Source organism: Shimia sp. W99, assembly GCF_053851455.3.
On the sequence record NZ_JBSQBU020000001.1, the window covers coordinates 2,639,399 to 2,663,768 of the forward strand.

At 62.2% G+C, this 24,370-nt stretch carries 25 protein-coding genes; 13 read left to right on the top strand and 12 right to left on the bottom strand.

Features of this window, described 5'->3' with window-relative positions; translation table 11 throughout:
• Window positions 1-20 precede the first annotated feature (20 nt).
• The gene (locus ACS3QZ_RS12985) at window positions 21-875 is read right to left on the bottom strand and encodes an SDR family oxidoreductase (RefSeq protein WP_456038213.1); all 855 of its coding nucleotides are present in this window, start codon (window positions 873-875) and stop codon (window positions 21-23) included.
• 80 nt (window positions 876-955) lie between these two features.
• Between ACS3QZ_RS12985 and ACS3QZ_RS12990 the strand changes: the two genes are divergently transcribed.
• Window positions 956-1,588, top strand: coding sequence for a class I SAM-dependent DNA methyltransferase (locus ACS3QZ_RS12990; RefSeq protein WP_456038214.1), 633 nt, complete (start codon window positions 956-958; stop codon window positions 1,586-1,588).
• Here ACS3QZ_RS12990 and ACS3QZ_RS12995 read toward each other — a convergent pair.
• The 4 genes from ACS3QZ_RS12995 to ACS3QZ_RS13010 form a co-directional block, all read right to left on the bottom strand.
• Window positions 1,576-2,016 (bottom strand): DUF1810 domain-containing protein, encoded by a 441-nt coding sequence (locus ACS3QZ_RS12995; protein WP_456038215.1) that lies wholly within the window; start codon window positions 2,014-2,016, stop codon window positions 1,576-1,578. The two genes, ACS3QZ_RS12990 and ACS3QZ_RS12995, sit on opposite strands and share 13 nt — an antisense overlap.
• Window positions 2,013-2,798: a carnitinyl-CoA dehydratase gene (locus ACS3QZ_RS13000; protein WP_093091773.1), complete on the bottom strand. Its 786-nt coding sequence runs from the start codon at window positions 2,796-2,798 to the stop codon at window positions 2,013-2,015. The genes ACS3QZ_RS12995 and ACS3QZ_RS13000 overlap by 4 nt, the downstream gene beginning before the upstream one ends.
• Window positions 2,795-4,816 (bottom strand): acetate--CoA ligase family protein, encoded by a 2,022-nt coding sequence (locus tag ACS3QZ_RS13005; RefSeq protein ID WP_456038216.1) that lies wholly within the window; start codon window positions 4,814-4,816, stop codon window positions 2,795-2,797. Before ACS3QZ_RS13005 ends, ACS3QZ_RS13000 begins: the two co-directional genes overlap by 4 nt.
• Before the next feature lie 270 nt (window positions 4,817-5,086).
• Complete coding sequence (locus tag ACS3QZ_RS13010; protein WP_456038217.1) at window positions 5,087-6,247, bottom strand: acyl-CoA dehydrogenase family protein; 1,161 nt, start codon at window positions 6,245-6,247, stop codon at window positions 5,087-5,089.
• A 74-nt stretch (window positions 6,248-6,321) separates the two neighbouring features.
• Between ACS3QZ_RS13010 and ACS3QZ_RS13015 the strand changes: the two genes are divergently transcribed.
• Window positions 6,322-7,260, top strand: a complete 939-nt coding sequence (locus ACS3QZ_RS13015; RefSeq protein ID WP_456039340.1) for a GlxA family transcriptional regulator — start codon at window positions 6,322-6,324, stop codon at window positions 7,258-7,260.
• On the opposite strand, the gene ACS3QZ_RS13020 is transcribed toward ACS3QZ_RS13015, so the two are convergent.
• The 3 genes from ACS3QZ_RS13020 to ACS3QZ_RS13030 all read right to left on the bottom strand — a co-directional run bounded on the left by ACS3QZ_RS13020 (window position 7,257) and on the right by ACS3QZ_RS13030 (window position 9,755).
• Window positions 7,257-8,252: a sterol desaturase family protein gene (locus tag ACS3QZ_RS13020; protein WP_456038218.1), complete on the bottom strand. Its 996-nt coding sequence runs from the start codon at window positions 8,250-8,252 to the stop codon at window positions 7,257-7,259. The two genes, ACS3QZ_RS13015 and ACS3QZ_RS13020, sit on opposite strands and share 4 nt — an antisense overlap.
• A 21-nt stretch (window positions 8,253-8,273) precedes the next feature.
• Entirely contained in the window at window positions 8,274-9,029 is a 756-nt protein-coding gene (locus tag ACS3QZ_RS13025) for a class II aldolase and adducin N-terminal domain-containing protein (protein WP_456038219.1), read from the bottom strand.
• A gap of 279 nt (window positions 9,030-9,308) precedes the next feature.
• Window positions 9,309-9,755, bottom strand: coding sequence for a VOC family protein (locus ACS3QZ_RS13030; RefSeq protein ID WP_456038220.1), 447 nt, complete (start codon window positions 9,753-9,755; stop codon window positions 9,309-9,311).
• A gap of 45 nt (window positions 9,756-9,800) precedes the next feature.
• Between ACS3QZ_RS13030 and ade the strand changes: the two genes are divergently transcribed.
• The 4 genes from ade to ACS3QZ_RS13050 all read left to right on the top strand — a co-directional run bounded on the left by ade (window position 9,801) and on the right by ACS3QZ_RS13050 (window position 14,085).
• Window positions 9,801-11,609 carry an adenine deaminase gene (gene ade / locus ACS3QZ_RS13035; RefSeq protein WP_456038221.1) on the top strand — a complete coding sequence of 603 codons (1,809 nt, stop codon included), beginning with the start codon at window positions 9,801-9,803 and terminating at the stop codon, window positions 11,607-11,609.
• A complete protein-coding gene (locus ACS3QZ_RS13040; protein ID WP_456038222.1) occupies window positions 11,606-13,084 on the top strand; it encodes an AMP nucleosidase in 1,479 nt (492 codons plus the stop codon). Before ade ends, ACS3QZ_RS13040 begins: the two co-directional genes overlap by 4 nt.
• Before the next feature lie 133 nt (window positions 13,085-13,217).
• Window positions 13,218-13,505, top strand: a complete 288-nt coding sequence (locus ACS3QZ_RS13045) for an HU family DNA-binding protein (protein ID WP_058238617.1) — start codon at window positions 13,218-13,220, stop codon at window positions 13,503-13,505.
• Between the two features lie 145 nt (window positions 13,506-13,650).
• A complete protein-coding gene (locus ACS3QZ_RS13050; protein ID WP_456038223.1) occupies window positions 13,651-14,085 on the top strand; it encodes a CBS domain-containing protein in 435 nt (144 codons plus the stop codon).
• A gap of 44 nt (window positions 14,086-14,129) precedes the next feature.
• On the opposite strand, the gene ACS3QZ_RS13055 is transcribed toward ACS3QZ_RS13050, so the two are convergent.
• The 3 genes from ACS3QZ_RS13055 to ACS3QZ_RS13065 form a co-directional block, all read right to left on the bottom strand.
• Window positions 14,130-14,816 (bottom strand): Crp/Fnr family transcriptional regulator, encoded by a 687-nt coding sequence (locus ACS3QZ_RS13055; protein WP_456038224.1) that lies wholly within the window; start codon window positions 14,814-14,816, stop codon window positions 14,130-14,132.
• A gap of 194 nt (window positions 14,817-15,010) precedes the next feature.
• The gene (locus ACS3QZ_RS13060; protein ID WP_456038225.1) at window positions 15,011-15,367 is read right to left on the bottom strand and encodes a VOC family protein; all 357 of its coding nucleotides are present in this window, start codon (window positions 15,365-15,367) and stop codon (window positions 15,011-15,013) included.
• A 20-nt stretch (window positions 15,368-15,387) separates the two neighbouring features.
• Window positions 15,388-16,041, bottom strand: coding sequence for a potassium channel family protein (locus tag ACS3QZ_RS13065; protein ID WP_456038226.1), 654 nt, complete (start codon window positions 16,039-16,041; stop codon window positions 15,388-15,390).
• Between the two features lie 113 nt (window positions 16,042-16,154).
• Here ACS3QZ_RS13065 and ACS3QZ_RS13070 point away from each other — a divergent pair, with 113 nt between their 5' ends.
• The 6 genes from ACS3QZ_RS13070 (at window position 16,155) to ACS3QZ_RS13095 (ending at window position 21,725) form a co-directional block, all read left to right on the top strand.
• Entirely contained in the window at window positions 16,155-17,252 is a 1,098-nt protein-coding gene (locus ACS3QZ_RS13070) for an AI-2E family transporter (RefSeq protein WP_456038227.1), read from the top strand.
• Window positions 17,249-18,313, top strand: coding sequence for an HlyD family secretion protein (locus ACS3QZ_RS13075; protein WP_456038228.1), 1,065 nt, complete (start codon window positions 17,249-17,251; stop codon window positions 18,311-18,313). Before ACS3QZ_RS13070 ends, ACS3QZ_RS13075 begins: the two co-directional genes overlap by 4 nt.
• Window positions 18,303-19,460 (top strand): DUF2955 domain-containing protein, encoded by a 1,158-nt coding sequence (locus ACS3QZ_RS13080; protein ID WP_456038229.1) that lies wholly within the window; start codon window positions 18,303-18,305, stop codon window positions 19,458-19,460. Before ACS3QZ_RS13075 ends, ACS3QZ_RS13080 begins: the two co-directional genes overlap by 11 nt.
• Window positions 19,461-19,648: 188 nt before the next feature.
• Window positions 19,649-20,524: a DMT family transporter gene (locus ACS3QZ_RS13085; protein ID WP_456038230.1), complete on the top strand. Its 876-nt coding sequence runs from the start codon at window positions 19,649-19,651 to the stop codon at window positions 20,522-20,524.
• A gap of 57 nt (window positions 20,525-20,581) precedes the next feature.
• Window positions 20,582-21,295 carry a cytochrome c biogenesis CcdA family protein gene (locus ACS3QZ_RS13090; protein ID WP_456038231.1) on the top strand — a complete coding sequence of 238 codons (714 nt, stop codon included), beginning with the start codon at window positions 20,582-20,584 and terminating at the stop codon, window positions 21,293-21,295.
• Window positions 21,296-21,314: 19 nt separating this feature from the next.
• Window positions 21,315-21,725, top strand: coding sequence for a thioredoxin family protein (locus tag ACS3QZ_RS13095; protein ID WP_456038232.1), 411 nt, complete (start codon window positions 21,315-21,317; stop codon window positions 21,723-21,725).
• A 118-nt stretch (window positions 21,726-21,843) separates the two neighbouring features.
• Here ACS3QZ_RS13095 and ACS3QZ_RS13100 read toward each other — a convergent pair whose 3' ends face one another.
• Complete coding sequence (locus tag ACS3QZ_RS13100; RefSeq protein ID WP_456038233.1) at window positions 21,844-22,755, bottom strand: LysR substrate-binding domain-containing protein; 912 nt, start codon at window positions 22,753-22,755, stop codon at window positions 21,844-21,846.
• A 95-nt stretch (window positions 22,756-22,850) separates the two neighbouring features.
• Between ACS3QZ_RS13100 and ACS3QZ_RS13105 the strand changes: the two genes are divergently transcribed.
• Window positions 22,851-24,365, top strand: coding sequence for a trimethylamine methyltransferase family protein (locus ACS3QZ_RS13105; RefSeq protein WP_456038234.1), 1,515 nt, complete (start codon window positions 22,851-22,853; stop codon window positions 24,363-24,365).
• Window positions 24,366-24,370: the final 5 nt, after the last annotated feature.

Below are 24,370 nucleotides of genomic sequence, written 5' to 3' on the forward strand. Positions count from 1 at the left end.
TCCCCGCAGCAACAACGCGCTTAGCGCTGTTCCTCTTCCAACATGGATTTCAGTGCATCGCGATAATTGGGGTACTTCAACACCACGCCAAGCTCGTCCTTGATCCGCGCATTCGACACCCGCTTGCTGTCGCTGTAGAAACTGCGCGCCATGGGCGTCAGGTCCGCTTCTTCAAAGGCTACTTCCGGCGGCGGCGCCATCCCCAAAAGCTCAGCCGCATAGGCCAGAATATCCTGCGGCGGCGCGGGGGTATCATCACAGACGTTGTAAATCCGACCGGGATTGGGCTGGCGCATAGACGCCTCCAAGACCAGCGCGATATCCTCGACATGGGCGCGCGAAAACACCTGGTTCTTCTTGATGATCCGGCGCGCCGTGCCGTTGCGCAGCTTGGCAAAGGGGCCGCGCCCCGGCCCATAGATCCCCGCCAAACGAAAGATATGCAGGGGCAGACCGGGCACATCGCGCCATTCGGCCTCCGCCAGAACCCGCATTTGCCCGCGCTTGCCGCCCGGATGCAGGGCCGTGTCCTCATCGACCCAGCCGCCATCCATATCGCCATAAACCCCGGTGGTCGACAAATAGCCGACCCATTCCAGATCAGGCGCTGCCTTGACCAGCACCTCGCGCCCGATACGCAATACCGGGTCGCCCTCCTTGTCCGGACGGATCGAGGTCAAAACATGCGTAACCCCTTGCAATGCCTCTTCAAAGTCGATGGGCCACTGCAACGTCTCTGCGCCTTCGGCTTCGATTGCGGCGAACTGATCGGAATCACGGACGGTCCCGATCACGCGCCACCCTTGGGGCACGAGACGGCGGGCAAGGGCGCGGGCGCTATAGCCATGCCCGAGGGAAAGCAAAGTCTTGGTCATTCCCGCACCCTGCCTCCAGCCTGCGCCCGACACAAGAGCCGCCTCTTGCTTTTGCGCGCTCCAGCCCGTTCACTGTGACCATGAGTCCCAAGAAAGACCCAAACCTCGAGGCCGCCTACAGCCTCAAGACCCCTCAGGACTCCCGGCGCCTCTATCGCGACTGGGCACAAACCTATGACACCGGCTTTGCCCAAGCCTCTGACTATGTCCTGCCCCGCGAAGTCGCACGCTACTTTGTCGAGGCGGGCGGAGTCGGCCCCGTCCTGGACGTAGGAGCAGGCACTGGACTCTGCGGCGCAATCCTCACCGCTCTGGGCACCACACCATGCGACGCAACAGACATCTCACAGGAAATGCTGGATGTCGCCGACACTAAATCCATCTACCGGACCCTCTTTGTCGGAGACCTGACCAAGCGCCTGCCGGTCGAAGACGCCACCTATGACGGGATCGTCAGCTCAGGCACCTTCACAAACGGCCATGTCGGCCCTGACGCTTTGGATGAATTGCTGCGGATCACCCGCCCCGGTGCGCTTTTTGCCCTGTCGATCCACGAACGCCATTTCGAAACCGTCGGCTTCAGAGCAAAGCTCGACGCCTTATCCGATCGGATTTGCGATTTGCACCTGCCCAAGGCCCGCGTTTACGGCGAAAACGCCCACGGCCCCCACAAGGACGACCGCTGTTTCATCGCCCTGTTTCACCGCCTCTGATCTGCGCTTGCCAGTTCCGCCTCGGTCAACGCACACCGTTGCCCTTCAAAAAACTTAACCAACACCCGTTCAAAAACATCCGGCGCCCCCGGAACAGCGGAAAACAGCGTCATCGAACTCTGCAGCTTGAGCGCATCCACCGGTCCCATGATCGCCTCAGGTGCCATACCCTCATGCAGCAACACCGCATCGCACAATGCAATCAACCGCGCGGCCAGAACCGGATGCGCCAGATAGCGCTCCGCCTCATCTAAATCGGCCAGACCGTAATCACGCGCCCGCTGCGACCGCCCAAGAGACCGCAGTTGCGGAATCTCCCACCAAATCCAATGAGTCACCTTGCGCCCGGCCCGCAACTCGGCCACCGCCCGCGCGTGGGTCTCGTCCTGGCGCGGTAGGAACAGCTCAAGGGCTGCGATGTCGATCACCGCCCCTTCCAGACCGGATCGCGCTTCTCGGCAAAGGCCCGCGCGCCCTCCATCTGGTCTTCGCTGTCATAAAGCACATCAACCGAACGCAACTGCCGCTTGGTGATCCGGTTCATGGCATCCTGGAACTTTGCGTCTTCGGCATCGCGCACGATCTCCTTGATCGCCGCATAAACCAGCGGCGGCCCGCTCGCCAGAAGCTCGGCCAATTCCCAGGCTCGCGCCATCAACCTCTCACCCGGCACGATCTCGTTCACAAGCCCCCAGCGATGTGCCTCCTCGGCATCAAACCACCGCCCCGTAAGCAAAAGCTCCATCGCAATGTGATATGGAATGCGTTTTGGCAGTTTCACGCTCGCTGCATCCGCCACCGTGCCTGACCGGATTTCCGGCAGGGCAAAACTGGCATGATCGGCTGCAAGGATGATGTCGCCCGAAATCGCCAGCTCCAGCCCGCCGCCACAGGCAATCCCGTTCACCGCCGAAATCACCGGCTTGTTCATGTCGCGCAGTTCCTGCAACCCGCCAAAACCGCCGACACCATAATCGCCATCCACCGCGTCGCCATCCGCCGCCGCCTTGAGGTCCCAGCCGGGGCAAAAGAACTTGTCCCCGCCGCCGGTCAGGATCGCAACCCGCAGATCCGGATCATCCCGAAAGTCGCGAAACACCTCGCCCATGACCCGGCTCGTGATCAGATCAATCGCATTGGCCTTGGGCCGGTCCAACGTCACTTCCAGAATGGCACCTTCGCGCCTCGTTTTGACCGGCGTCTCGCTCATGGCTCTCCCTTTCGTATCAATGCATCCACCGCCACCGCGCGCGTCGGCGTCGCAATAAGCGGGTTCACTTCAACCTCGCCAAGCGTCTCCGCATTGGCAAGGACATAGTTCTGCAACCCTTCGACGGCGTCCAAAATGGCCTCGATATTGGCCGCGGGCGCCCCTCGGTACCCATGGAGCAACTTCGCCGTTTTGAGCTGGAACAAAGCCTGTTTCAGCGTTTCGCGACTCGACGGCACAAGCACCGACACACTGTCCTGCAAGACCTCGGTCAGCACGCCGCCCGCTGCAAGCGTCAGCACAAACCCATGCGCAACGTCGCGGGTCACACCAACCAACAGCTCGGCAACGGCCCCGTCGATCATCTCTTCCACAAGAAAACGCGCGCAGGGCATTTCCAGCGCCGCGGCCTCAAGATCCTGTGCGGTCAACCCAAGCTGCACTGCCCCCGCCTCGCTCTTATGTGCAAGCCCCATGCCCTTGAGCACAAGCGGCGGCGCCAAACCCTCGGCCGCCCCGGACAAGGCATCAACCGAATCCGCCACACCCCGGCGCGGCATGTCTATGCCAAACGCCGCAAGCTCGGCCTTCGCCTCATCCTCGCTCAGCAAAACTTCCGCGTTGCGCCGCCCCGGCAAAGCCAGTGGCAATGGTTCCGGCGCGCTAACCCGCGCCGCCGCGGCTGCGGCCTCAACCGCCTCGCGCAGCCCGTAAAGCGGCACCACCCCGGCGGCGCTCAGCTCTTTGGCAACATCCTGTGGCATCAACTCGGGCAGGCTCGCCACCACCGCCATCGGGCGCCCCGTCAACCGATGTGCCCGGATCGCGGCCTCGGTGGCGCAATCCCAATCCTGCCGGTTTTCGTGCGGGTAATCGACGATGGAAAAGGTCAGGGCAATCTCCGGCGCCATCATCCCGGCCCACGCCCGCGTCATCGCATCCGCATCGCGCCAGATATACGTGTGGTAGTCCAGTGGATTGGCCAACGCCACCATCGGCCCAAGAACCTTCGCCATCTCGTCCTTCTGCGCGGCCAGCAACGTTGGAAAGTCCAACCCGGCCCGCAGCCCCAGATCGGCCATGAGGCTGGCTTCGCCCCCCGAACAACTAATCGACGCGACCGCAGGCGAAGCCAAAGACCCCACCATGTGCAACAGCTTCAATGTCTCAAGAAACACCGCCGGGTCATGCACACGCGTGAACCCCAACCGCGCAATCAACGCCTCCGCCCCCGCATCACTTCCGGCAAGAGACGCCGTGTGCGACACCGTCGCTGCCTGCGCCTGATCCGACGCCCCGACTTTCAGCACCACCACCGGCACCCTCCGAGCATGCGCGGCCTTTGCCAGCGCCTCCCAGTCACGAAGGTCGCTGAACCCCTCGACATGCAGGCCAAGAACACTTACCCGCGCGTCTTCCAGCAACGCCCGCGCCATGGCCGCTTGGCTCAACTGCGCCATGTTTCCGCAGGTTGTGACATAGGCAATCGGCACACTGCGTCGCTGGTTGGTCAGGTTGATCGCGATATTCGAACTCTGGGTCAGGATCGCCACGCCGCGCTCAACCGGAGCGCACCCATGTTGGTCCGGCCAGATCGCGACGCCATCCACGGCATTCACCAACCCATAACAATTCGGCCCGAGAATCGGCATATCGCCCGCCGCCGCGATCAACGCGGCCTGCAGGTCCGCACCCTCGGCATCCTCCGCGTGCGCCTCTGCAAAGCCCGAAGCAAAACACACCGCCCCACCAGCACCCATGCCTGACAGCACCGCAACCGCTTCAATCGTCGCCCTGCGGTTGATGCCGACAAACGCCGCATCCGGGACGCCGGGCAAATCCTCCAGCCGCGCATAGGCCGCGCGCCCGCCAACCACCTGCGCCTTCGGGTGAACAGGCCAGATCGCTCCGTCAAAACCAAAGCGCGCCAGCTGCCGCACCACTTCGGCGCACCACGCTCCGCCCCCGATCACGGCCACACTCCCGGGCCGTATCAGCCTCGAAAGGTCACGCGACATTGTCTGCTCCTGCGCGTACCGCAAGGACAGAAGCCTCCGGCGGGGATATTTTGGGCAAGAGGAAGAAACGGAATATTAACCTTGCCGTTGCAACCTGAGGGCGCGGCACAGGCTGGGAAGCCGATGACCGTGCAATGGGAAGACCCTCGTGTTTTCTTGGGAGGTGTCTGTTCGGGCGCCTCCCCCTCTCCTTCCTTTTGCCGGAAATATCCCGGGGGTGTGGGGGCTGGCCCCCACCGGCAAGTGCGTTCGAAGGACATGTCACCATCTTCATGCCCCCAATGGCCGCAAAAGGTCGCGGCTGATGATGTGGCGCTGGATCTCGCTGGTTCCATCCCAGATTCGTTCCACCCGCGCATCCCGCCAGAACCGCTCCAACGGATAGTCATCCATCAACCCCATCCCACCGTGGACCTGGATCGCGGCATCCGTCACCCGCGCCAGCATTTCCGAGGCATAAAGCTTTGCCGAGGCGATCTCGCGGTTCGACGGCAACCCCTTGTCGAGCCGATCCGCAGCCGCCAGCGTCAAAAGGTCGGCCGCGTCGATCTCGGTGATCATGTCCGCAATCTGAAACCCGACGCCCTGGAACTTGCCAATCGGCTGGCCGAACTGTTCCCGCTGCGCCGCATAGTCCAACGCATAGTCAAACGCCCGCCTCGCGCGCCCCACGCAGAACGCCGCCACCGTCAGGCGGGTCGCATGGAGCCATTCATTCATCACCGCGAACCCGCCATCCACTTCGCCCAGAACCTGTGCATCCGGCAGGCGGCAGTCATCAAACTCCAGCACCATATTCTTGTAGCCCCGGTGGCTGACCGACTTGTAGCCATCCCGAATGGTGAACCCCGGCGTGCCGCGATCAACGAGAAAGGTTGTGATCCGCTTTTTGGGCCCCTTGGGCGTCATGTCTTCCCCTGTAGCCACGAAAACGATCACGAAATCCGCGTGCTCCGCGCCCGAGATGAAGTGCTTGGTGCCATTGAGCACCCAATCGCCCCCATCCCGCACCGCCGAACATTTCATACCCCGCACATCCGACCCGGCCCCCGGCTCGGTCATGGCCAGCGCGTCCATCCGCTCGCCGCGCACTGCCGGAAACAGATAGCGCTCTTTCTGTTCGCCCTCGCAGGCCATCAGGATGTTTTGCGGTCGCCCAAAGAAATGGGTGAGCGCCATCGAACCGCGCCCCAACTCCCGCTCCACCAACGCAAATTCAAGGTGGCTTAACCCCGCGCCCCCCACTTCCTCGGGAAAGTTGCAGGCATAAAAGCCAAGCTCGATGGTCTTCTGCTTGATCCGTTCGGCAATCTCCTCGGGCACCTCACCCGTGCGTTCAACCATGTCTTCATGCGGATAGATCTCGTTTTCCACGAAACTGCGCACGGTGGAGACGATCATCTCCTGTTCTTCATTCAATCCGAACTGCATCACGGCTCTCCCCTTGGAACGGTCCCATGGAAATTCGCTTGCCCGTATTGATCATGCAGATTTATTGTCTGATCATGCCGGTTTGGGAAAAAACACACGCCGCACCGCAGAAGATCGGGGTTCTCCTGTTTCAGGGGTTCTCCAACCACTGCCTTGCCAATTCGGTGGAGCCCATGCGCGCCGCCAACATGCTCTCGGGTCAACAACTTTATGACTGGACCTTTCTTTCCCTCGATGTCCAGCCCGTTGAAAGCTCAAGCGGCCTCCCCGTCACACCGCACAACCGCCTGAACGCGGCGTCAGGGGACATGTTGATGGTGATGCCCTCCTATGGCTTTCACGGCCACGACGGATGGTCCACCCAGGCCGCCCTGCGCGCCGCCGCCCGGCGGTTCTCAACCCTCACCGCCCTTGATACGGGTAGCTGGCTTCTGGCCCGCGCCGGGCTGCTCGACGGGTACAAGGCTACGATCCACTGGGAAGAACTCACCCCCTTTGCCGAACGGTTCCCCGAGGTTGACGTCCTGCGCGAGCGCTTTGTGATCGACCGCGACCGCATCACCTGCTCCGGTGCAATGGCAGCCTTTGACCTCGTGCTGCATCTCATCGGGCGCGACCACGGACAGGCGCTCGCCCTCGAAGTCGCGCAACTGTTCATGACCCGGGATTCCGCCCGCTCACATGGCGGCAGCGTCCCGGCCAGCCGGATCGTCAACCGCGCGCTGGCGCTGATGCAGGAAACACTGGAAGACCCCCTGCCCATCCCGATCCTCGCGCGCCGCGCCGGGGCCACACAAAAAACCCTCGAAACCCGTATGCGGGCCGAGCTTGGCGCGCCCCCGGCCACCGTCTATCAGCGCATGCGCCTGACGCTGGCGCGCAAGCTGGTGATGGACACCGACCTTGCCGTTTCCGAGATCGCGGTGCGCTGTGGTTACGCCAACCCGGCCGCCATGACCCGCGCCTTTCGCGCCACTTTTGCGACAACACCCCGCGCCCTCAGACAGGGCTAACGTGTGTACATCTGCTTCTTGTGCGCCCGTGTCCGCTCGGTTGCCCCTGCCGACCCGTCGTGAAACGTCCCGAACCACTTGTCGAAAGGAATTTCCGACGTGCCGTAGTTGCACTCGAAATAGCGGTGGTGCAGCTGGTGAAAGAAGTCGCCCGACTTGGCAATCTCGCTGTCCTTGGCGATCAGCTTTTCGAACCCGCAATGCGAAAACACCGGGCTCAACTGCTGGAAATAGACGTGAAACATCAGATGCAGCGGATTGGACGGAACCACCAGATGCACGAAATAGGTCGTGAAATAGAACATGTTCTCGTACCAGTGGTTCGAGATCCCCGACCATGGCCCGACATTCACGTTGCGATGGTGCACCGCATGCACATGGCGGTAGAGCTTGGGATGATGCTCGAGCCGATGCACCCAGTAGAAATGCAGCCCCGACCACATCGGGATCAACGCCATCCAGATCAGGAAAAACACCGGCGCATCGCCAAAACGGATCACAGGCACCCAGCCATTGGCCATAATCCAGAAGATCAGCCATTGGTAGACCGTCGCCACCGTCATCGCGCTACCCAACGTCCACCAGATATTGTCCAACACCTGGTTGTCAAAAGTAAAGACGCCGTTCTTGCGCGTCAGGTCACGCTTGTCGAATTTCTTCTGCATCCCCTGACCCTTGCGCATGCAGAGCCACCAATGCAGCCCCCCAGCAACGAGGGTTTGCGGGATCACGTTCAACAGCCAGATGCGCAGCATCCAACCCGCCTGAAAAGTTTTCATGCTCTCCAGCGGCGGCAGGAACACGGCCCACACAACCACTGCAAACACCAATGGAACGGTCACGGCGGTGATCATCAACCAAGCACCACGATACCAGTCCCAGACCGCGCGCAACCGGATCGGCCACTGGAACAAGGGGTTGAGCCGCACCGGATGCGGCGGGCGGTAGTGCCAGCGCGCCACCTCGCCATCAGTTGCAAAGTCCTCTGACATAGCCCTCTCCCTGACTTGGCCTCAGCTTGCGTAATCGGACCCTTCGTCGTTCAAAATCGCCTTCAACTCCGCGAGATGACGCACATCCTGCTCGGGGTATTCCTCCAGCTCCTGCGCCGTCTTCTCGGCCACTTCATCCGACAACACCCTGAGCGGCATCCCTGTCTGCAAGGCCCGGATATAGGTCTCCGCAGCGCGCTCGAAATAATAAAGCCGGTTGAACGTGTCCGCGACACTGTCCCCGATCACCATCACACCATGGTTGCCCATGATCATCGTCTTGACCTTGGGGTCGGTCAAAAGCGCGGCACAACGCTCCCCCTCATCCTCGAAGGCCAACCCGCCATAGCCCTCGTCGATCACGTAGCGATTGAAGAACGTGGCACAGTTCTGGTCGATCGGTGGCAGGCGGCTGTCAGCCAGCGACGCCAGCACCGTGGCAAAGATCGAATGCACATGCATGGCGCAACGCGCATGTGGGCAATGCCGGTGAATGCCACCATGCAGTCCCCAGGCCGTCGGGTCGGGCGCATCCGGCCCTCTGAGCGTTTCGGGATCATTGGCATCCACCAGGATCAGGTCACTCGCCCGCACACGGGAAAAATGCACCTGGTTCGGGTTCATCAGGAACTTCGTGCCATCCTCGTTCACCGACAGGCTGAAATGGTTGGCCACGCCTTCATGCATGTTGAGCCGCGCCGTCCAACGGAACGCCGCCGCCATGTCCACGCGCTCCTGCCAGAATTCCATGTTGGGGCGCAGTTCCGTCACGCTCATCTCTCGTTCTCCCGTTATCGTTTCAGCCACCCTGCCCCGGCCCAGGCCGACCCCGCTATCTCAAAAACGACACCTGCACCCGGTAGGGCTCCCGCCATCTTCGGCGCCTTGCGGCGCCTGCCAGATGTTGGGCATGGGTCAGCAAGCTGAGCCTGTTTGGGACGGCGCCCCGGGATAGGGTCACGAGATGGAAGCCCAAATTCCCTGTATCTTTCTTTTTCCAGAAATACCCCGGGGGGAGTCGCAGCTTGCTGCGGCGGGGGCAGCGCCCCCCATTTGTCACAGCGGCCGGCTGGGCACCCAGGCATATCCGTTTTCACACAACAAGTAACACTCCCGCAGCCCGTGCGGCTTGTCGCTCGGCGCCTGCAAAACGTGCATTCCCGCCGCCTCGCCCTTTTCCGCTGCTACATCCGGGTCCGTATCATAAAGCCGGATTTCAATCCCCGCCCCACGCGCCCCGGCTTCGGGCAACAATCCCAAAAGCGGGTTGGAATGATAGGTGCCGTCACTGTGTAACTGAAACACCTGCGCGCCATAGGTGACAATCGCGAAATCCGCCGTCACCTGATGCGTTTTCATTGCGAAAACCGTCTCCAGCACGTCACACAGCGCCTTCACGTCCCGCACCAGAAGATTGAGCCCGATGCCCCGCAATGAGGCGCCGAATTCCCCTGCATCAACGGTATCAAAATCCACCTGAAACACCTTTCGCAAAAGCTTCATGATGGACGACCTTGAACACCCCCTACACTCATGTCAACGTGGGCCATGGAGCGAATACATATCAGAACATGGGCGGAAACCGCCCCCCGCCTCGTCGCTGTTGCCGCAGGCCGCGACGCCGCCGACACCGTCATCCGCAACGGCCAATGGGTCAACGTGCACACGCGCGAGATCCTTCCCAACAGCGATATTGCCATGGCCGAAGGGCGCATCGCCTATGTCGGCCCCGACGCCTCCCATTGCATTGGCCCCGATACCGAGATCATCGAGGCAAACGGGCGTTTCATGATCCCCGGCCTGTGCGACGCACATATGCATATCGAGTCGGGCATGCTCACCCCGGCGGAATTTGCCCGCGCCGTTATCCCGCATGGCACCACCTCGATGTTCACCGACCCGCACGAGATCGCCAATGTGCTGGGCCTTGAAGGGGTGCGCATGATGCATGACGAAGCGCTGATGCAGCCCGTCAACATCTTCACCCAGATGCCGTCCTGTGCGCCTTCCGCGCCGGGGCTGGAAACCACCGGGTTCGAGATCGGCCCCGAGGATGTGGCCGAGGCGATGAACTGGCCCGGCATCATCGGCTTGGGCGAGATGATGAACTTCCCCGGAGTCGTCAATGGCTCTCAACAGATGCTGGCCGAGATCGCCGCCACCCAGAACGCGGGCAAAACAGTGGGCGGCCATTATGCCAGCCCCGATCTTGGCCCCGCCTTTCACGCCTATGCCGCCGGTGGTCCGGCGGATGATCACGAAGGCACTTGCGAGGCCGACGCCATCGCCCGCGTGCGACAGGGGATGCGCTCGATGATGCGCCTTGGCTCGGCGTGGTATGACGTCGAAACCCAGATCACCGCCGTCACGGAAAAAGGGCTCGACCCGCGCAGCTTCATCCTCTGCACCGATGACTGCCATTCGGGCACGCTGGTGCATGACGGGCATATGAACCGCGTGGTGCGCCATGCCATCGCCTGTGGCTGTGATCCCGTGATCGCGCTGCAAATGGCCACGATCAATACCGCCACCCATTTTGGCCTTGAACGCGAACTGGGGTCGATCGCGCCGGGCCGGCGTGCCGATGTGATCTTGACCAGCGACCTGACGACACTGCCCATCGAGCATGTGTTCGCCCGTGGCCAGACAGTCGCCAGTGACGGCCAGATCACCGTGGATTGTCCGCATTACGACTGGCCCGCCCATGCGCGCCAGACCGTCAATCTCGGCCCGGCGCGGCGCGCCTCCGATTTCGAGATCGCAGCCCCCGATGGCGCCACCTCCGTCACAGCCAACGTGATTGGCGTGGTTGAAAATCAGGCCCCGACCAAGGCGCTCACCGCGACGCTGTCGGTCAAGGACGGCATCGTGGAAACCGACCCCGCCAATGACATCTGCCAGATCGCCCTTGTCGAACGCCACCGCGCCACCGGCACCACCACCAACGCGCTGGTCTCGGGGTTTGGCTACCAAGGCAAGATGGCGATGGCCTCGACCGTCGCCCATGACAGCCACCACATGATCGTGGTCGGCACCGACCGCGAAAACATGGCGCTGGCGGCCAACCGTCTGGGAGAGGTTGGCGGCGGTGTGACCGTCTTCAAGGATGGTCAGGAAATCGCCCTTGTCGAACTGCCGATCGCCGGGCTGATGTCCGACCAGCCCGCTTCCGAGGTTGCGACCAAAGCCCAAGCCATGGTCGAGGCGATGGAAGCCTGCGGCTGCACGCTCAACAACGCCTATATGCAGCATTCCCTGTTGGCGCTGGTGGTGATCCCCGAGCTGCGCATCTCTGATCTCGGGCTTGTCGATGTCACCACTTTCGAACTCACTCCAGTGATCAAGGTCGCCGAATGACGCCGCAACAGATTCCCGTCCTGACCCCCGACGTCCCCGCCCCGCGCTCCTATACAGACGCGGCCGAGGCCGTTGACCGCCTGATCGAGCTTTATGAAACGGCGATTGCCTTTCTCTGCGACCAGTTCCGCCATACGCTTGCGCATGGCCCCGAAGGCCATCGCGTCCGCGCCTTCTATCCGGAAATCCGCATCACCACGACCAGCTTTGCCCAGATCGACTCGCGCCTCTCTTACGGCCACGTCGCCGAACCGGGCGTGCATGCGGCGACGATCACCCGGCCCGACCTGTTTCGCAATTACCTCACGCAACAGATCAAGCTCCTGCTCGACAACCACAACGTCCCCGTCACAATCCGCGCTTCGGAAACCCCGATCCCGGTGCATTTTGCCGTGTCTTCGGAAACCGACCTGACCGTGCCACAGGAAGGCGCCACCGCCTTCACCCTGCGCGACATCTTCGATGTGCCGGACCTTTCCACCACCAATGACGACATCGTCAACGGCATGCATGCGCATGATGAAAACGGCGTCGGCCCGCTCGCGCCCTTCACCGCCCAGCGCATCGACTATTCGCTCGCCCGCCTGTCGCACTACACCGCCACCGCACCCGAGCATTTCCAGAACCACGTCCTGTTCACCAACTACCAGTTCTATGTCACCGAGTTCGAAGCCTATGCCCGAGAGGTTCTGGCCGATCCGAATTCGGGCTATTCCAGCTTTGTCAGCACCGGCAATGTCGAGATCACCGATCCCGAAGCGGTGATTCCCCCGGTCGACAAGCAACCCCAGATGCCGACCTATCACCTCAAGCGCCCCGACGGATCGGGCATCACGCTGGTGAATATCGGCGTCGGCCCGTCCAACGCCAAGACAGCCACCGACCATATCGCCGTGCTGCGCCCCCATGCCTGGGTCATGGTCGGCCATTGTGCGGGCTTGCGGAACTCGCAAAGCCTCGGGGATTTCGTCCTCGCTCATGCCTATCTGCGCGAAGATCACGTGCTCGATGACGACCTGCCGGTCTGGGTACCGATCCCGGCGCTGGCCGAGGTGCAGATCGCGCTGGAACAGGCGGTGGCCGATGTCACCGATCTCAAGGGCTATGATCTCAAGCGCGTCATGCGCACCGGCACCGTCGCCACGATCGACAACCGCAACTGGGAACTCAGGGAACATACCGGCCCGGTCCAGCGCCTGTCCCAGTCCCGCGCCATCGCGCTCGACATGGAAAGCGCCACCATCGCCGCCAACGGCTACCGGTTCCGCGTTCCCTATGGCACCCTGCTCTGTGTCAGCGACAAGCCGCTGCATGGCGAATTGAAGCTTCCCGGCATGGCGTCAGACTTCTATAAGACACAGGTGGCGCGTCACCTGATGATCGGAATCCGGGCCATGGAAACCTTGCGCGAAATGCCTCTTGAACGGCTGCACTCGCGCAAATTGCGGTCTTTTGACGAAACCGCCTTCCTTTGACCTAGCGGAAAGTTGCTAAAAACCCCTTAAAAAGATGGTTTTTAGGCACACTACTGATTGTGTTGCCCTACCATATCCCGTTAAATGCGCCACACGAGGCCCAACTACTCGGGCAGACTAATGGAGACCTGAAATGGCGAAACCGATGACCAAGACCCAACTCGTTGCCGCTCTGGCCGAGGAAATGGGCTCTGACAAGAAATCCGCAGGTGCCGCACTCGAAGCCGTTTGCGCCCTGATCACCCGCGAAGTGTCCGCCGGTGGTGCCGTGACCCTGCCGGGCGTTGGCAAAATCTATTGCCGCGAACGCCCCGAGCGCATGGTACGCAACCCTGCGACCGGTGAGCAGATCAAGAAAGAAGCCGACAAGGTGGTGAAAATGACCATCGCCAAGGCGCTGAAAGACAGCGTGAACGGCTAAGCTTTCGCTTGGTATGTTATCGAAAGGGTCGCCCTCGGGCGGCCCTTTCTTTTTGTCGCGCCCCGACGGCGCGCCAACTGCTTGCCCCCTCGTTCTCCCCGGCCCATACTCTCCACGAACGCGCGCCCCGTCACCCGAGGACAAAATGAGCACGACATCCCTTCGCGCCCTTCTGGCCAACCGCCCGATTCACACGGTTTCCCCCGACACCCCCCTGCGTGAAGTCGCCCGCAAGATGGCGCAGGAACGTGTCGGCGCGGTGGCCGTGGTCGCGGATGGAACGCTCGGGGGCATCCTGACCGAACGCGACATCGTGTTTCGCGGCGTCGCGCAGGGGCTTGCCTCGGACACCGCAACGGCGGACCAGGTCATGACTCCGAATCCCGTGACCGTCGATATTGACGATGCCATTTCCGATGCGCTTGCGGCCAAGCTCGGCGACGCCTTTCGTCACCTGCCTGTGATGGAAAACGGCACGCTGGTCGGTATCCTGTCCTTCCGCGACATCCCGGCAGAATACGTGATGATGTTCGAACGCTTCCGCGAGATGTCCTCGGCCCATGCCGACGACGGAGCCTGACACGCCTTGACCCGCGCGACAGCGCCTGCGCCCGCCCCAGCGATCTAGCGTATCGACTGCTGCAGCATCCAATCCCGCAAGGTCGCCGGATCGTTGATCTCAACCTTGCCGCCCGCGCTACAGACACCCACGTCTTTCAGCCGAGAAAACGCGCGCGACAGGCTCTCCGGCTTCATGCCCAACATGCCCGCAAGCACGACCTTGCCAAATGGCAGAACAAAGCTGCGAAGCCCGTCATGCTCACCGGATTGTTGCAACAGGAATTCGCCCAGACGTTGTGTCGCGGTCTTGATCTTGAGCCCCTCGATCTGGTTGGTCATGCTGTTCATGTGGATCTGGGCCGCTGACAACACCGCCCGCGACAATTCTGCCCGCGCATTGGTACAGGAACAGATGTCGGTCAGGTTCAGCAACAGAACCGTGGCCTCCGTTATCGCTTCTGCAGATACGGTGCTTTCCCCGCCAAGCAGCGCCGGCACCTCGTCAAAACTCTGACCTTGCCCCAAGGTATTAACGACGGCCTCATGTCCCTCTTCGCTGACCCGGAACAGTTTCACCCAGCCGCGTGTGACGATCTTGAGTGTTTCGGCCCTGTCGCCCTGCCAGCTCAGCGTTTCCCCGCGTTTCACGTCACGAGTACGTGCACGGCTCAACAGGCAGTCGCGCACCTCTGGTGACAGGGCACGCAGCAACTCGATCTTGCAAATGCTATCCGCGCATACCTTCGCCATCCCTGACCCGACTCCATGCTCAACTTCCAGCGGTAAGCACCCACCTTAATGATGCACGCGGGATGTTGGATTTGAGCTAGATCAAAACTGTGAAATTATTTTGAAGCCGGACAAGAAAACGGGATTAAACGGCGCCAATCACGTACGTGCCCGCATGGTGCAGGAGCAGTCGTCTTGCAAAGTCGCCCTTCCATTCAAAGAAAGGTCTGCACCTCGATCACATAACCGTTCGGGTCCCTGCAGAAAAAGCTGTAGATACCAAAACGCTCCATCTTCTCGGGCGCGCGCATGGGTACGGCTCCGGCATCGACGATGCGCTGATGCCAAGCGTCCACGGTCGCCACATCCTTGACCAACAGCGTGATCATGCCCCCCTTGGGCTCGACAACACGGTCGTTGAACGCCGTGCATACACCGACAAACGCCCCCGGTGCGGTTTCGAAAATCATGGCCGCCCCGGCGTCCCGGTCAATCCTCAGCCCCAGAACATCGCGGTAAAACGGGATCGTCTGCCCAAGGTCTTCCGTATAGACCCAGGTGATCTGGCCCATAATCCGGCCCGAGGCCCTGCTCACGTCAGCCGACCGACACTGCGCCCGATGAAGATCGCTACGAACATGGTTCCCACAATGGCCTGAAGCCCTGTCAACATGCGCGGCAACTCCGCCGCCGGGGTGATCTCGCCGTAACCGACCGTGGTCATGGTGATCATGCTGAAATACAGAAACGGCCCTTGCTGCGCTCCGCTCACCCCGTCGGGCAGGTTGAACGATCCGGGCGCGACAGCTTCGATCCGCCAATAGATCATGCCCCAGATGACCGCCATCAGGAGATAACTGAACACGCCACTGGCCAGCCGCTCGTATTCCGAATGGGCCGACACGAACAGCTGCCGGAACCCGATCAACATGCTCCCCGCCCACAACACCGCCGCGACCCCGGTCAACAACACGTCGATCCGGTTGCCCGGCCACAGGCTGTTTGCCAGCATCAGCGCCATCCACACGGCCACGGGCAGCATCATCACCGCCCGCAACCAGGTGTTTCGTTCGATCGCTCCCACAACCCCGAGGAACAGAACGCTCATGCCGATCTGCGATACGCGCTCCAGGCCGTTGAAATGCCCTTCCAGACCGCCAATCGCAACCAGAACAACCAGCAACCCCAACAGGATTGTCCAGCGATGATGGTCCATCCAGACAAGGGGGCCCGCACTTTTCTGCATATTTTCCATTTTCCTGTCCTCAACGCGGAGTCACTGTGCCAAACTGCGGCAAACGCCGTTGGGTATCGAAACCCAACCTACGCGGAAAAAATGGGATTTGGGAAGGGTACGACATGAACCAATCAGATGATCGCCGCATCGTGGACCTTGGCATCCGGCTGGTCTTCCTATGCCTCTTCATCTACGCCGCATTTGTCATCGTGGCGCCACTGGCCGGCATCGTGATCTGGGCCACCATTCTGGCGGTGGCGGTGTACCCGGTCTACGACTGGCTCGCCCGCCTTCTCGGGGGACGCGGCGGCTGGGCCGCGACGATCATCGTGCTCCTTGGCCTCGCACTGACGATCGGCCCGCTCTGGGCCTCGGTCGCGGGGCTGGCGCAATTCACCAACGACTGGGCCCATCGCGCCGCCTCCGGCGACCTCAGGCTCCCGCCCCTGCCCGAACGGATCGACAGCTGGGAAATCCTCGGCCCGAAGATCCAGGAGACCTGGGCCCTGTTTGACAACAACCTTGCGCAGGCGGTCGACAAATACGGCTCGGTGATTGTCAACCTCGGCAAAAGCATCGGCGGCATGCTGGCCGGCATCGGCCTCGGGCTTCTCGCCATGGCGCTGTCGGTGGTGGTCATGGGCATGATGCTGCCCGCAGGGCCGAAACTTGGCGGCATGCTTCAGAATTTCGGCAACCGCATTTTTGCCCCCAAGGGTGGCGAGTTCATCAAACTGGCCACCGCCACCGTGCGCAACGTGTCGCGCGGCGTGCTCGGCGTTGCGGCGATACAGGCCTTTCTTGCTGGCGTGGTCATGTTCCTCTTCGGCATCCAGACGGCGGGCATGCTGGCCATGATCTGTCTCATTCTCGGCATCGTTCAGGTCGGACCCGGCCCGGTGATCATTCCCGCAATCATCTGGGCCTGGTCGGCCATGTCGCCCGGCATGGCCTTGCTTTTCACCGCGATCATGATCCCGGTGATGATCATGGACAACTTCCTGCGCCCGATCTTCATCGCACGCGGCCTCGACACGCCGATTCTTGTGATCCTTGTCGGCGTCATTGGCGGGGTGCTTTCCGGCGGCATCGTCGGCATCTTTATCGGCCCGGTCATCCTGTCCGTCTTCTACGAACTGGTCATGCTTTGGATGAATGACGGCCAGCCCCTCGTCACGGACGAAACCGAAGCTGCCGACGCAACCGGAGAAACGACATGAAGAACGCCTTCTGGACCACGCTGTGCCTGCTGCTCGTGATTCTCGTCTGGTATCTCGCGGCCGACCGGATCACGCCCTTCACCTCGAACGCTCGCGTCAAGGCGGTTCTCACACCGATCACGCCGCAGGTCTCGGGCACCGTTGTCGATATCCGCGCCCGCAACGGCCAGATCGTCGAAGCCGGAGACGTGCTCGCCGTGATCGACCAGCGCAGCTACGAAATCCGCGTTGACGAAGCCCGCGCCGATCTCTCCCGCGCCATGCAGGACGTGGGCGCAGGGTCCGCCGACGTCGAAAGCGCTCAGGCAAAACTGTCACGTGCCAAGGCCGATCTGGAAACCGAGAAACTCCAGGCCTCCCGCGTCTTCGACCTCGAAGCCAAGGGTCTCGTGGCCATTGCCAAAGGCGACGAGGCCCGCCGCCGCCTGTCCGAGGCCGAGGCCGAGGTCGAACGCGCGACCGCCGATCTCGAAAGCATCCGCACCTCTCTGGGCAGCACTGGACAAGACAACCCGCGCATTCAAAAGGCGCTCGCGGCGCTGGCCGATGCCGAGCTGAAACTGAGCTGGACCACCCTTACCGCCCCGGCGCGCGGGGCGCTCTCCGATCTCGACCTTGCCGCAGGCAGCTATGCACGCGCGGGACAGGATCTCCTGACCTTCCTCGATGCCTCCAATATCTGGATCGAGGCCTATTTGACCGAAAACAACCTCGGCAACATCAAGATCGGCGACCGGGTGGACGTTGTGCTTGACCGCCATCCGGGCCGTATCATCGAAGGCCGGATTTCCAGCTATTCCGCCGCCGCCTCCGATGGCACAACCAGCAAACCCGGCCAACCCGCCTCGATCCCGCGCGCCGCCGGCTGGCTGCGCTCCCCCCAGCGGTTCCCGGTGCGCATCGTCCTGCCCGACTACCTCAAGGGGGATGAAACCGACGACGTGCGCTTTTCGCTCAACGGACAGGCCGACGTGATCGTCTACACAGGGGACAACGCCCTGCTCAACACCATCGGACGCGCCTATATCCGGGTCGTCTCGTGGTTCTCCTATGCCTACTGAGCAGCCCCATCAGGCATCCACCGGCCCGATGCCGGACCTGCCGGACGACTCTTCCCCACCGCCCCTGCTGTCCCCGGCGGCAAACAGGCGCGGGCTGCGCCTCGCCCTCGGTGCCAGTGCCGCCTTCTCCGTGGCCCTTCTGATCGGCTGGCCGCTCGCCACGTTTTCCGCCGTCTTCGTTGCCCTGTTCCTGCAAGCCCCCGCCGCCATGCCCGCGCGGGCCTTCTGGGGGCTGTTTCAACAGGCGGTGGTCTTTCTCGTGGCGTCTTGGCTGATCGCGTCGGCCCTCTCGTCCTACCCGGTGCCGCTTTTGCTGGCCGTTGCCATGGCGGTTGCAATCAGCTTTCGTTGGGGCAGCACCGGCGCAGGCAAATTGTCCGTCGTGCTGGCCCTGATCGCGGCCCTGATGGTGCCGAACCTTGTGATCGTCTCGCAGGAAATGACATGGCTTCTCGTGATCTGGTTGCCGCTCAACCTCTGCATCGCGTGGCTCTGGACTGTCTTCATGTTCTGGCAGTTTCCGCCCGGTGCGATGCCTGCCCCTGCCGCTGCCGGGGCCAACGGCATCCGGCCTGAACCCGGTCGCCTTGTCCTGCGTATGTCGCTGGTCACGATCCCCTTCGCCATGCTGTTCTTCCTGTCGGGCAGCGGCATGTTGATCACCCTGTTCTTCGTTGCCATCCTGTCGATGCAACTGGCCGCCGCCCGCGGTGCAGGCCCCACCGTCGCCAAGGGGATGCTCAAGGCGAACGTGATCGGCGGGATCGCAGCCATCATCGCCTATGAAGTCACCGTGATCGCCCCCCTCATGCCGGTGGCGATGCTGGCCATGACCCTCGGGGCCGTCACGCTGGCACGCTGGCTGGTGTCCGACCGCGCCGATTCAGCCCTCGCAGGCACGGCGCTCTCCACCATGATCATCGTCTTCGGGGGGGCTATTTCCCCTTTGAGCGGCGATGCCGACGTGAAGATGATCGACCGCCTCTGGCAAATCAGCTTTGCGTTGGCTTTTGTTCTTCTGGCCTATGTCATCGTTGACCGGTTCTTCCCGCTGCACCGCAAGGATACCCCCTCCAATGAAGGCTTCCTGCGCCGCCGCCGCAAGGCACGTCGGGCTGCACGCCGTGCGCAACGGGCGCAAACTTAACCCCACGGCTCGACCAATACCGCACCGACGCAATACCGACGTGATACCGACGCAATACCGAAAGGCGTTTTCCCCACAATCCCAGCCCGTTAACCCCGATTCGCCCCTTCGACCGTGCGCAGGGCGTTGCAGCGCGGCGCACGATGCTGTTACATCGCGGCAATTGGTTAACATGTGAGGCGACCGAAATGGATTTCCGCGCAATCGCCATGGGGCTGTGTTTCGCCTTCCTGTGGTCCTCGGCCTTCACCTCGGCGCGCATCATCGTCGCAGACGCGCCGCCCCTCGCCATCTCCTCGATTCGCTTCGCGATTGCGGGCGTTCTCGGCGTCGCCATTGCCCGCGCCATGGGCCAGAACTGGAACCTGACCCGCGACCAGTGGCGCGCCACTCTGATCTTCGGCCTCTGCCAGAATGCGCTCTATCTCGGCCTGAATTTCGTGGCGATGACCACGATCGAAGCCTCCCTTGCCTCGATCATCGCCTCCACCATGCCCCTCATCGTGGCCTTTCTCGGCTGGGCCGCCTTGCGTGAAAAACTCTCGCCTTTGGCTGCCCTCGGCCTCGTGCTCGGCTTTGGTGGCGTGGTGCTGATCATGGGCAGCCGAATGGGCCAAGGCGTTGATCTCTTTGGCCTTATGCTCTGCATCATCGGGGCAATCGCCCTTGCGATTGCCACACTGTCTGTACGCGGCGCCTCATCTGGGGGGAACCTGATGATGATCGTCGGCCTGCAGATGTTCGTCGGTGCGGTCGTGCTTTTCATCGTCTCGCTCCTGTTCGAAACATGGGAGTTCAACTGGAACTGGCGCATGGGCACGGCCTTTACCTACACGCTGCTTGGCCCCGGTCTTCTGGCCACGTTCATCTGGTTCGCGCTGGTCGCCCGTATCGGTCCGATCAAGGCGGCGACCTTCCACTTCCTCAACCCGTTTTTCGGGGTGGTCGTGGCCGCGATCGTGCTCGGTGAAACGCTTGGCCTGATGGACATCATCGGCGTCGCCATCATCGCGGCGGGCATCCTTGCCGTGCAGCTTTCGAAACAATCCAACACGCCCAAGTGATCTTTCGTCAGCGCCGCATGGGCTGACATTACAATCGACCCTTGGCACAAACATGCCATGGAATTTCTCTTTGCATACGGCGCGGGCCTGCTGACCCTGATCAACCCCTGCGTGGTTCCGGTCCTGCCCATCGTGCTAGCCGGCGCCCTGCAGGCCAGCCGCTATGGCCCGCTGGCCCTCGCCACCGGCATGAGCCTGTCCTTTGTTCTGCTTGGCATGGCCGTCACCACCTTTGGCTACGCCATCGGCCTCACCCCCGACACCATCGCCCAGGCCGGGGCTGTGCTGATGATGATCTTCGGAGCGATTCTCCTTATCCCACAGTTTTCAATGGCCTTTTCCACCGCCACCGCCGGTGTCGCCGCCCGCGCCGACAGCGGCATGGACCAGCTTGACCAAACGTCCCTGCGCGGCCAGTTCCTCGGCGGCCTGCTGCTTGGCGCGGTCTGGAGCCCCTGCGTCGGCCCCACCCTCGGCGGCGCCATCTCTCTGGCCAGCCAGGGCGAAAGCCTGGGCCGCGCCGCGCTCATCATGGTGTTCTTCGCCCTTGGCGTCTCGACCCTCATCCTCGGCCTCGGCTACGGCGCCCGCTCGGCCCTGCAATCCCGTCAGGCGCTCATGCGCAGCCTCGCCTCCAAGGCCCGCCCGGCCATGGGCGTCATCTTCCTCTTCACCGGGCTGGCGCTGTTCTTCAACCTGCACCACGCCATCGAAGCCTGGCTGGTCAACGCCTTGCCCGTATGGCTGATCGACCTCTCCGTATCCCTGTGACCCCAAAGGAGCCATCCTCATGAACCGCCGTGATTTCCTGTTCCGCTCCGCCGCAGCCACCGCCCTACCGCTGGCCGCCCATGCCGCCCCGCTCGACTACACGCCCGGCCTCGTCAAAAAGCACCTCGCCAAGGGCGATACCGTGTTTCTCGACTTCAAGGCCAGCTGGTGCTCGACCTGCGCCGCACAGGAACGCGTGATCAACGCGCTCAAAGCCGAAAACCCCGACTACGAAGCCAACATCACTTTCATCAATGTCGACTGGGACGATTACGGCAAATCCGACATCGTGAAATCGATGAAAATCCCGCGCCGCTCCACCCTCGTTGTCCTCAAGGGCGATCAAGAACTGGGCCGTATTGTGGCTGGCACGTCCAAAGGGCAGATCAAGCAACTGATGGACGCCGCCCTCGGCGCAGCCACCGCCTAGGTCTTTCTTTTTCCGAAAATACCCCGGGGGGTGAGCGCCGTCTCGGAAACGGTCCGGTGGACCGTTTCCGGCGTGAACGGGCGGAGCCCTGGCTTCACTGCGGCGGGGGCAGCGCCCCCTATCCCCCCTCGCGGGCTTGCGCCAAGACCCAATCGCGCACCCGCTCGGCCTGTGGGATCAGCGACGTGCGCCGCGACCAGACGAGGTAGAACCCCGCCCCTGTCTCCCATCCCCAATCGGTGCGCCCTTGCAAAAGCCCTTGCGAAATCAGCCCCTTGGTGACGTGCTGCCAGCCAAAGGCAAACCCCTCCCCCGCCATCGCCGCCTGCAGGACCAACGCATAATCATTCAGCCGCAACCCGGCCTTCGGGGCCCTGTCACGCACGCCATGATGTGCAAACCAATCCCCCCAGTTAGGACGCTCCCGCACCGGTTCCTCAAGATGGATTAACCGCTCCTGAAACAAGTCAGACACCTGCCAAAGCCCCTTGGCCTGTGACATGACCGCCGGGCTGGCAATCGGGAAAATCACCTCGCGCGCGATAAGCTCAGCATGACAATCGGTCCACTGCCCATAGCCTCGCCGAACCGCAAGACTGATCCCCTCGGCATCAATGTCCGGCTCCCGGTCACTGGTTTGCAAGCGCAGGTCAATATCCGGATGCACGCCATGCAGAACCTGCAAACGCGGCACCATCCAGTAATAGGCAAATGCCGTCGAAACAGAGAGCGTGACATGGTCCTTCTGGCCCCTCTGGTGGACCGCCCGCGCCGAAGTCAGCACCCTCTCCAGCGCCTGTGATACATCCGCAAACAACCGCTCCCCCGCCGGGGTCAACGTCACCTGCCGATGCGCCCTTTTAAAAAGTTGCACCCCCAAGGACGCCTCCATTTGCCGGATCGCCGCGCTGACGGCGGGTTGCTGCACGTTCAGCTCTCCGGCGGCACGGGTGAATGACCCGTGCCTTGCGGCGGCTTCAAAAAAGATCAGGTGGCGCGGCGACGTCACCAGTTTCCAGAGTTCCTGCATAACTCAGGCTTATCCAAAACCATGCACAATTCAAGGATCACAGAGAGGTTCCACCGCCCTAGCATTTCTCAACCTGTCACCTTTCGGAGTCCAAGATGGCGCGCCGCTCCCGCAATTCACGCCCCCGCAGCGCTCCGTCCGGAGCGCCGCCCTCGCCGTATCTTCAACGAGGGCTGGCCTATTTCGACCTGCTCGACGACGAGCAGCTGTCCCGATTGGAAACCCAGGTTGACTGGCTGATGCAGGATGTCGGCATTGCGTTCCGCGACGACCCCGAGGCCCTCCAGCTCTGGCAGGCCGCAGGCGCCACGCTTGACGGGGACAGGGTGCGCATGGCGGCGGACGCGGTCCGCGCGCTTTGCGCAACCGCGCCCTCTCAGTTTACCCAACTGGCGCGCAACCCGCAGCGTTCTGTTGTGATCGGCGGGCAAAACCAGGTATTCGCCCCCATTTACGGGGCGCCTTTTGTCCGCGATCTCGAGGGAGGTCGCCGATATGGCGACATGCAGGCGTTCGAGCAACTGGTCAAGCTCACCTATCTGCACCCGCACCTGCACCACGGCGGCTTTGTCACCTGCGAACCTTGCGACGTGCCTGTGAACAAGCGGCATCTGGACATGCTGTTCCTGCACATGACCTGCTCGGACAAGCCGCATCTCGGGGCCATCACCGAAATGAGCCGCGCACAGGATAGTGTCGACATGGCCGAGATCCTGTTCGGAGCCGAGGTGATGGACAAGAACTGCGTGATCATGGGCAACGTCAACACCAACTCCCCGCTTCTGGTCGACAAGGTGGTGACACAGGCCATCCGCACCTATTGCGCGCGCGGTCAGGGCATCGTCGTGGCCCCCTTCATCCTGTCCGGCGCCATGGGGCCGGTCTCGACCGCCGCAAGCATTGCGCAGGCCATGGCCGAAGCGTTGATGTGCTGCGCCTATTCGCAACTGGTCCGCCCGGGCGCGCCCTTTGTGCTTGGCAATTTCCTCTCGTCGATGTCGCTCAAATCCGGCGCGCCGACGTTCGGCATGCCCGAACCGGTATTGTCGAACTATGTCATCGGGCAACTGGCACGGCGCGCCGGGTTGCCTCTGCGCTGCGGTGGCTCGCTGACCGCCTCCAAGATCGAAGACGCGCAGGCCGCCTATGAAAGCGCCGATTCGATGCATTCCACCATGCTGGCCGGGGCAAATTTCGTCTTGCATTCCGCCGGTTGGCTCGAAGGTGGGCTGTGCACCGGCTTTGAAAAGCTGATCATGGATGCCGACCGGCTGGGCGGTTACCAGAAACTGGGCCACGGGTTGGATGTCGGCGATGAGGCTTTGGCCCGCGACGCCTATGGCGAAGTCGAACCTGGCGGGCATTTTCTCGGTACCGGTCATACGATGCGCAACTACCAGACCGCGTTCTACACGCCGGGCCTCAGCGATTCCGAGAATGTCGAAAGCTGGGAGGAAGGCGGCGCCCAGGACATGCGCCAACGCGCGCATGCCCGCTGGAAAGAGCTGCTGCAAAACTATGAGCCGCCGCAGATGGATCCGGCCAAGCGCGAAGAACTCGCGGCCTTTGTCGCGCGGCGAAAACAGGAAATGCCCGATGCGTGGTACTGAGAGAG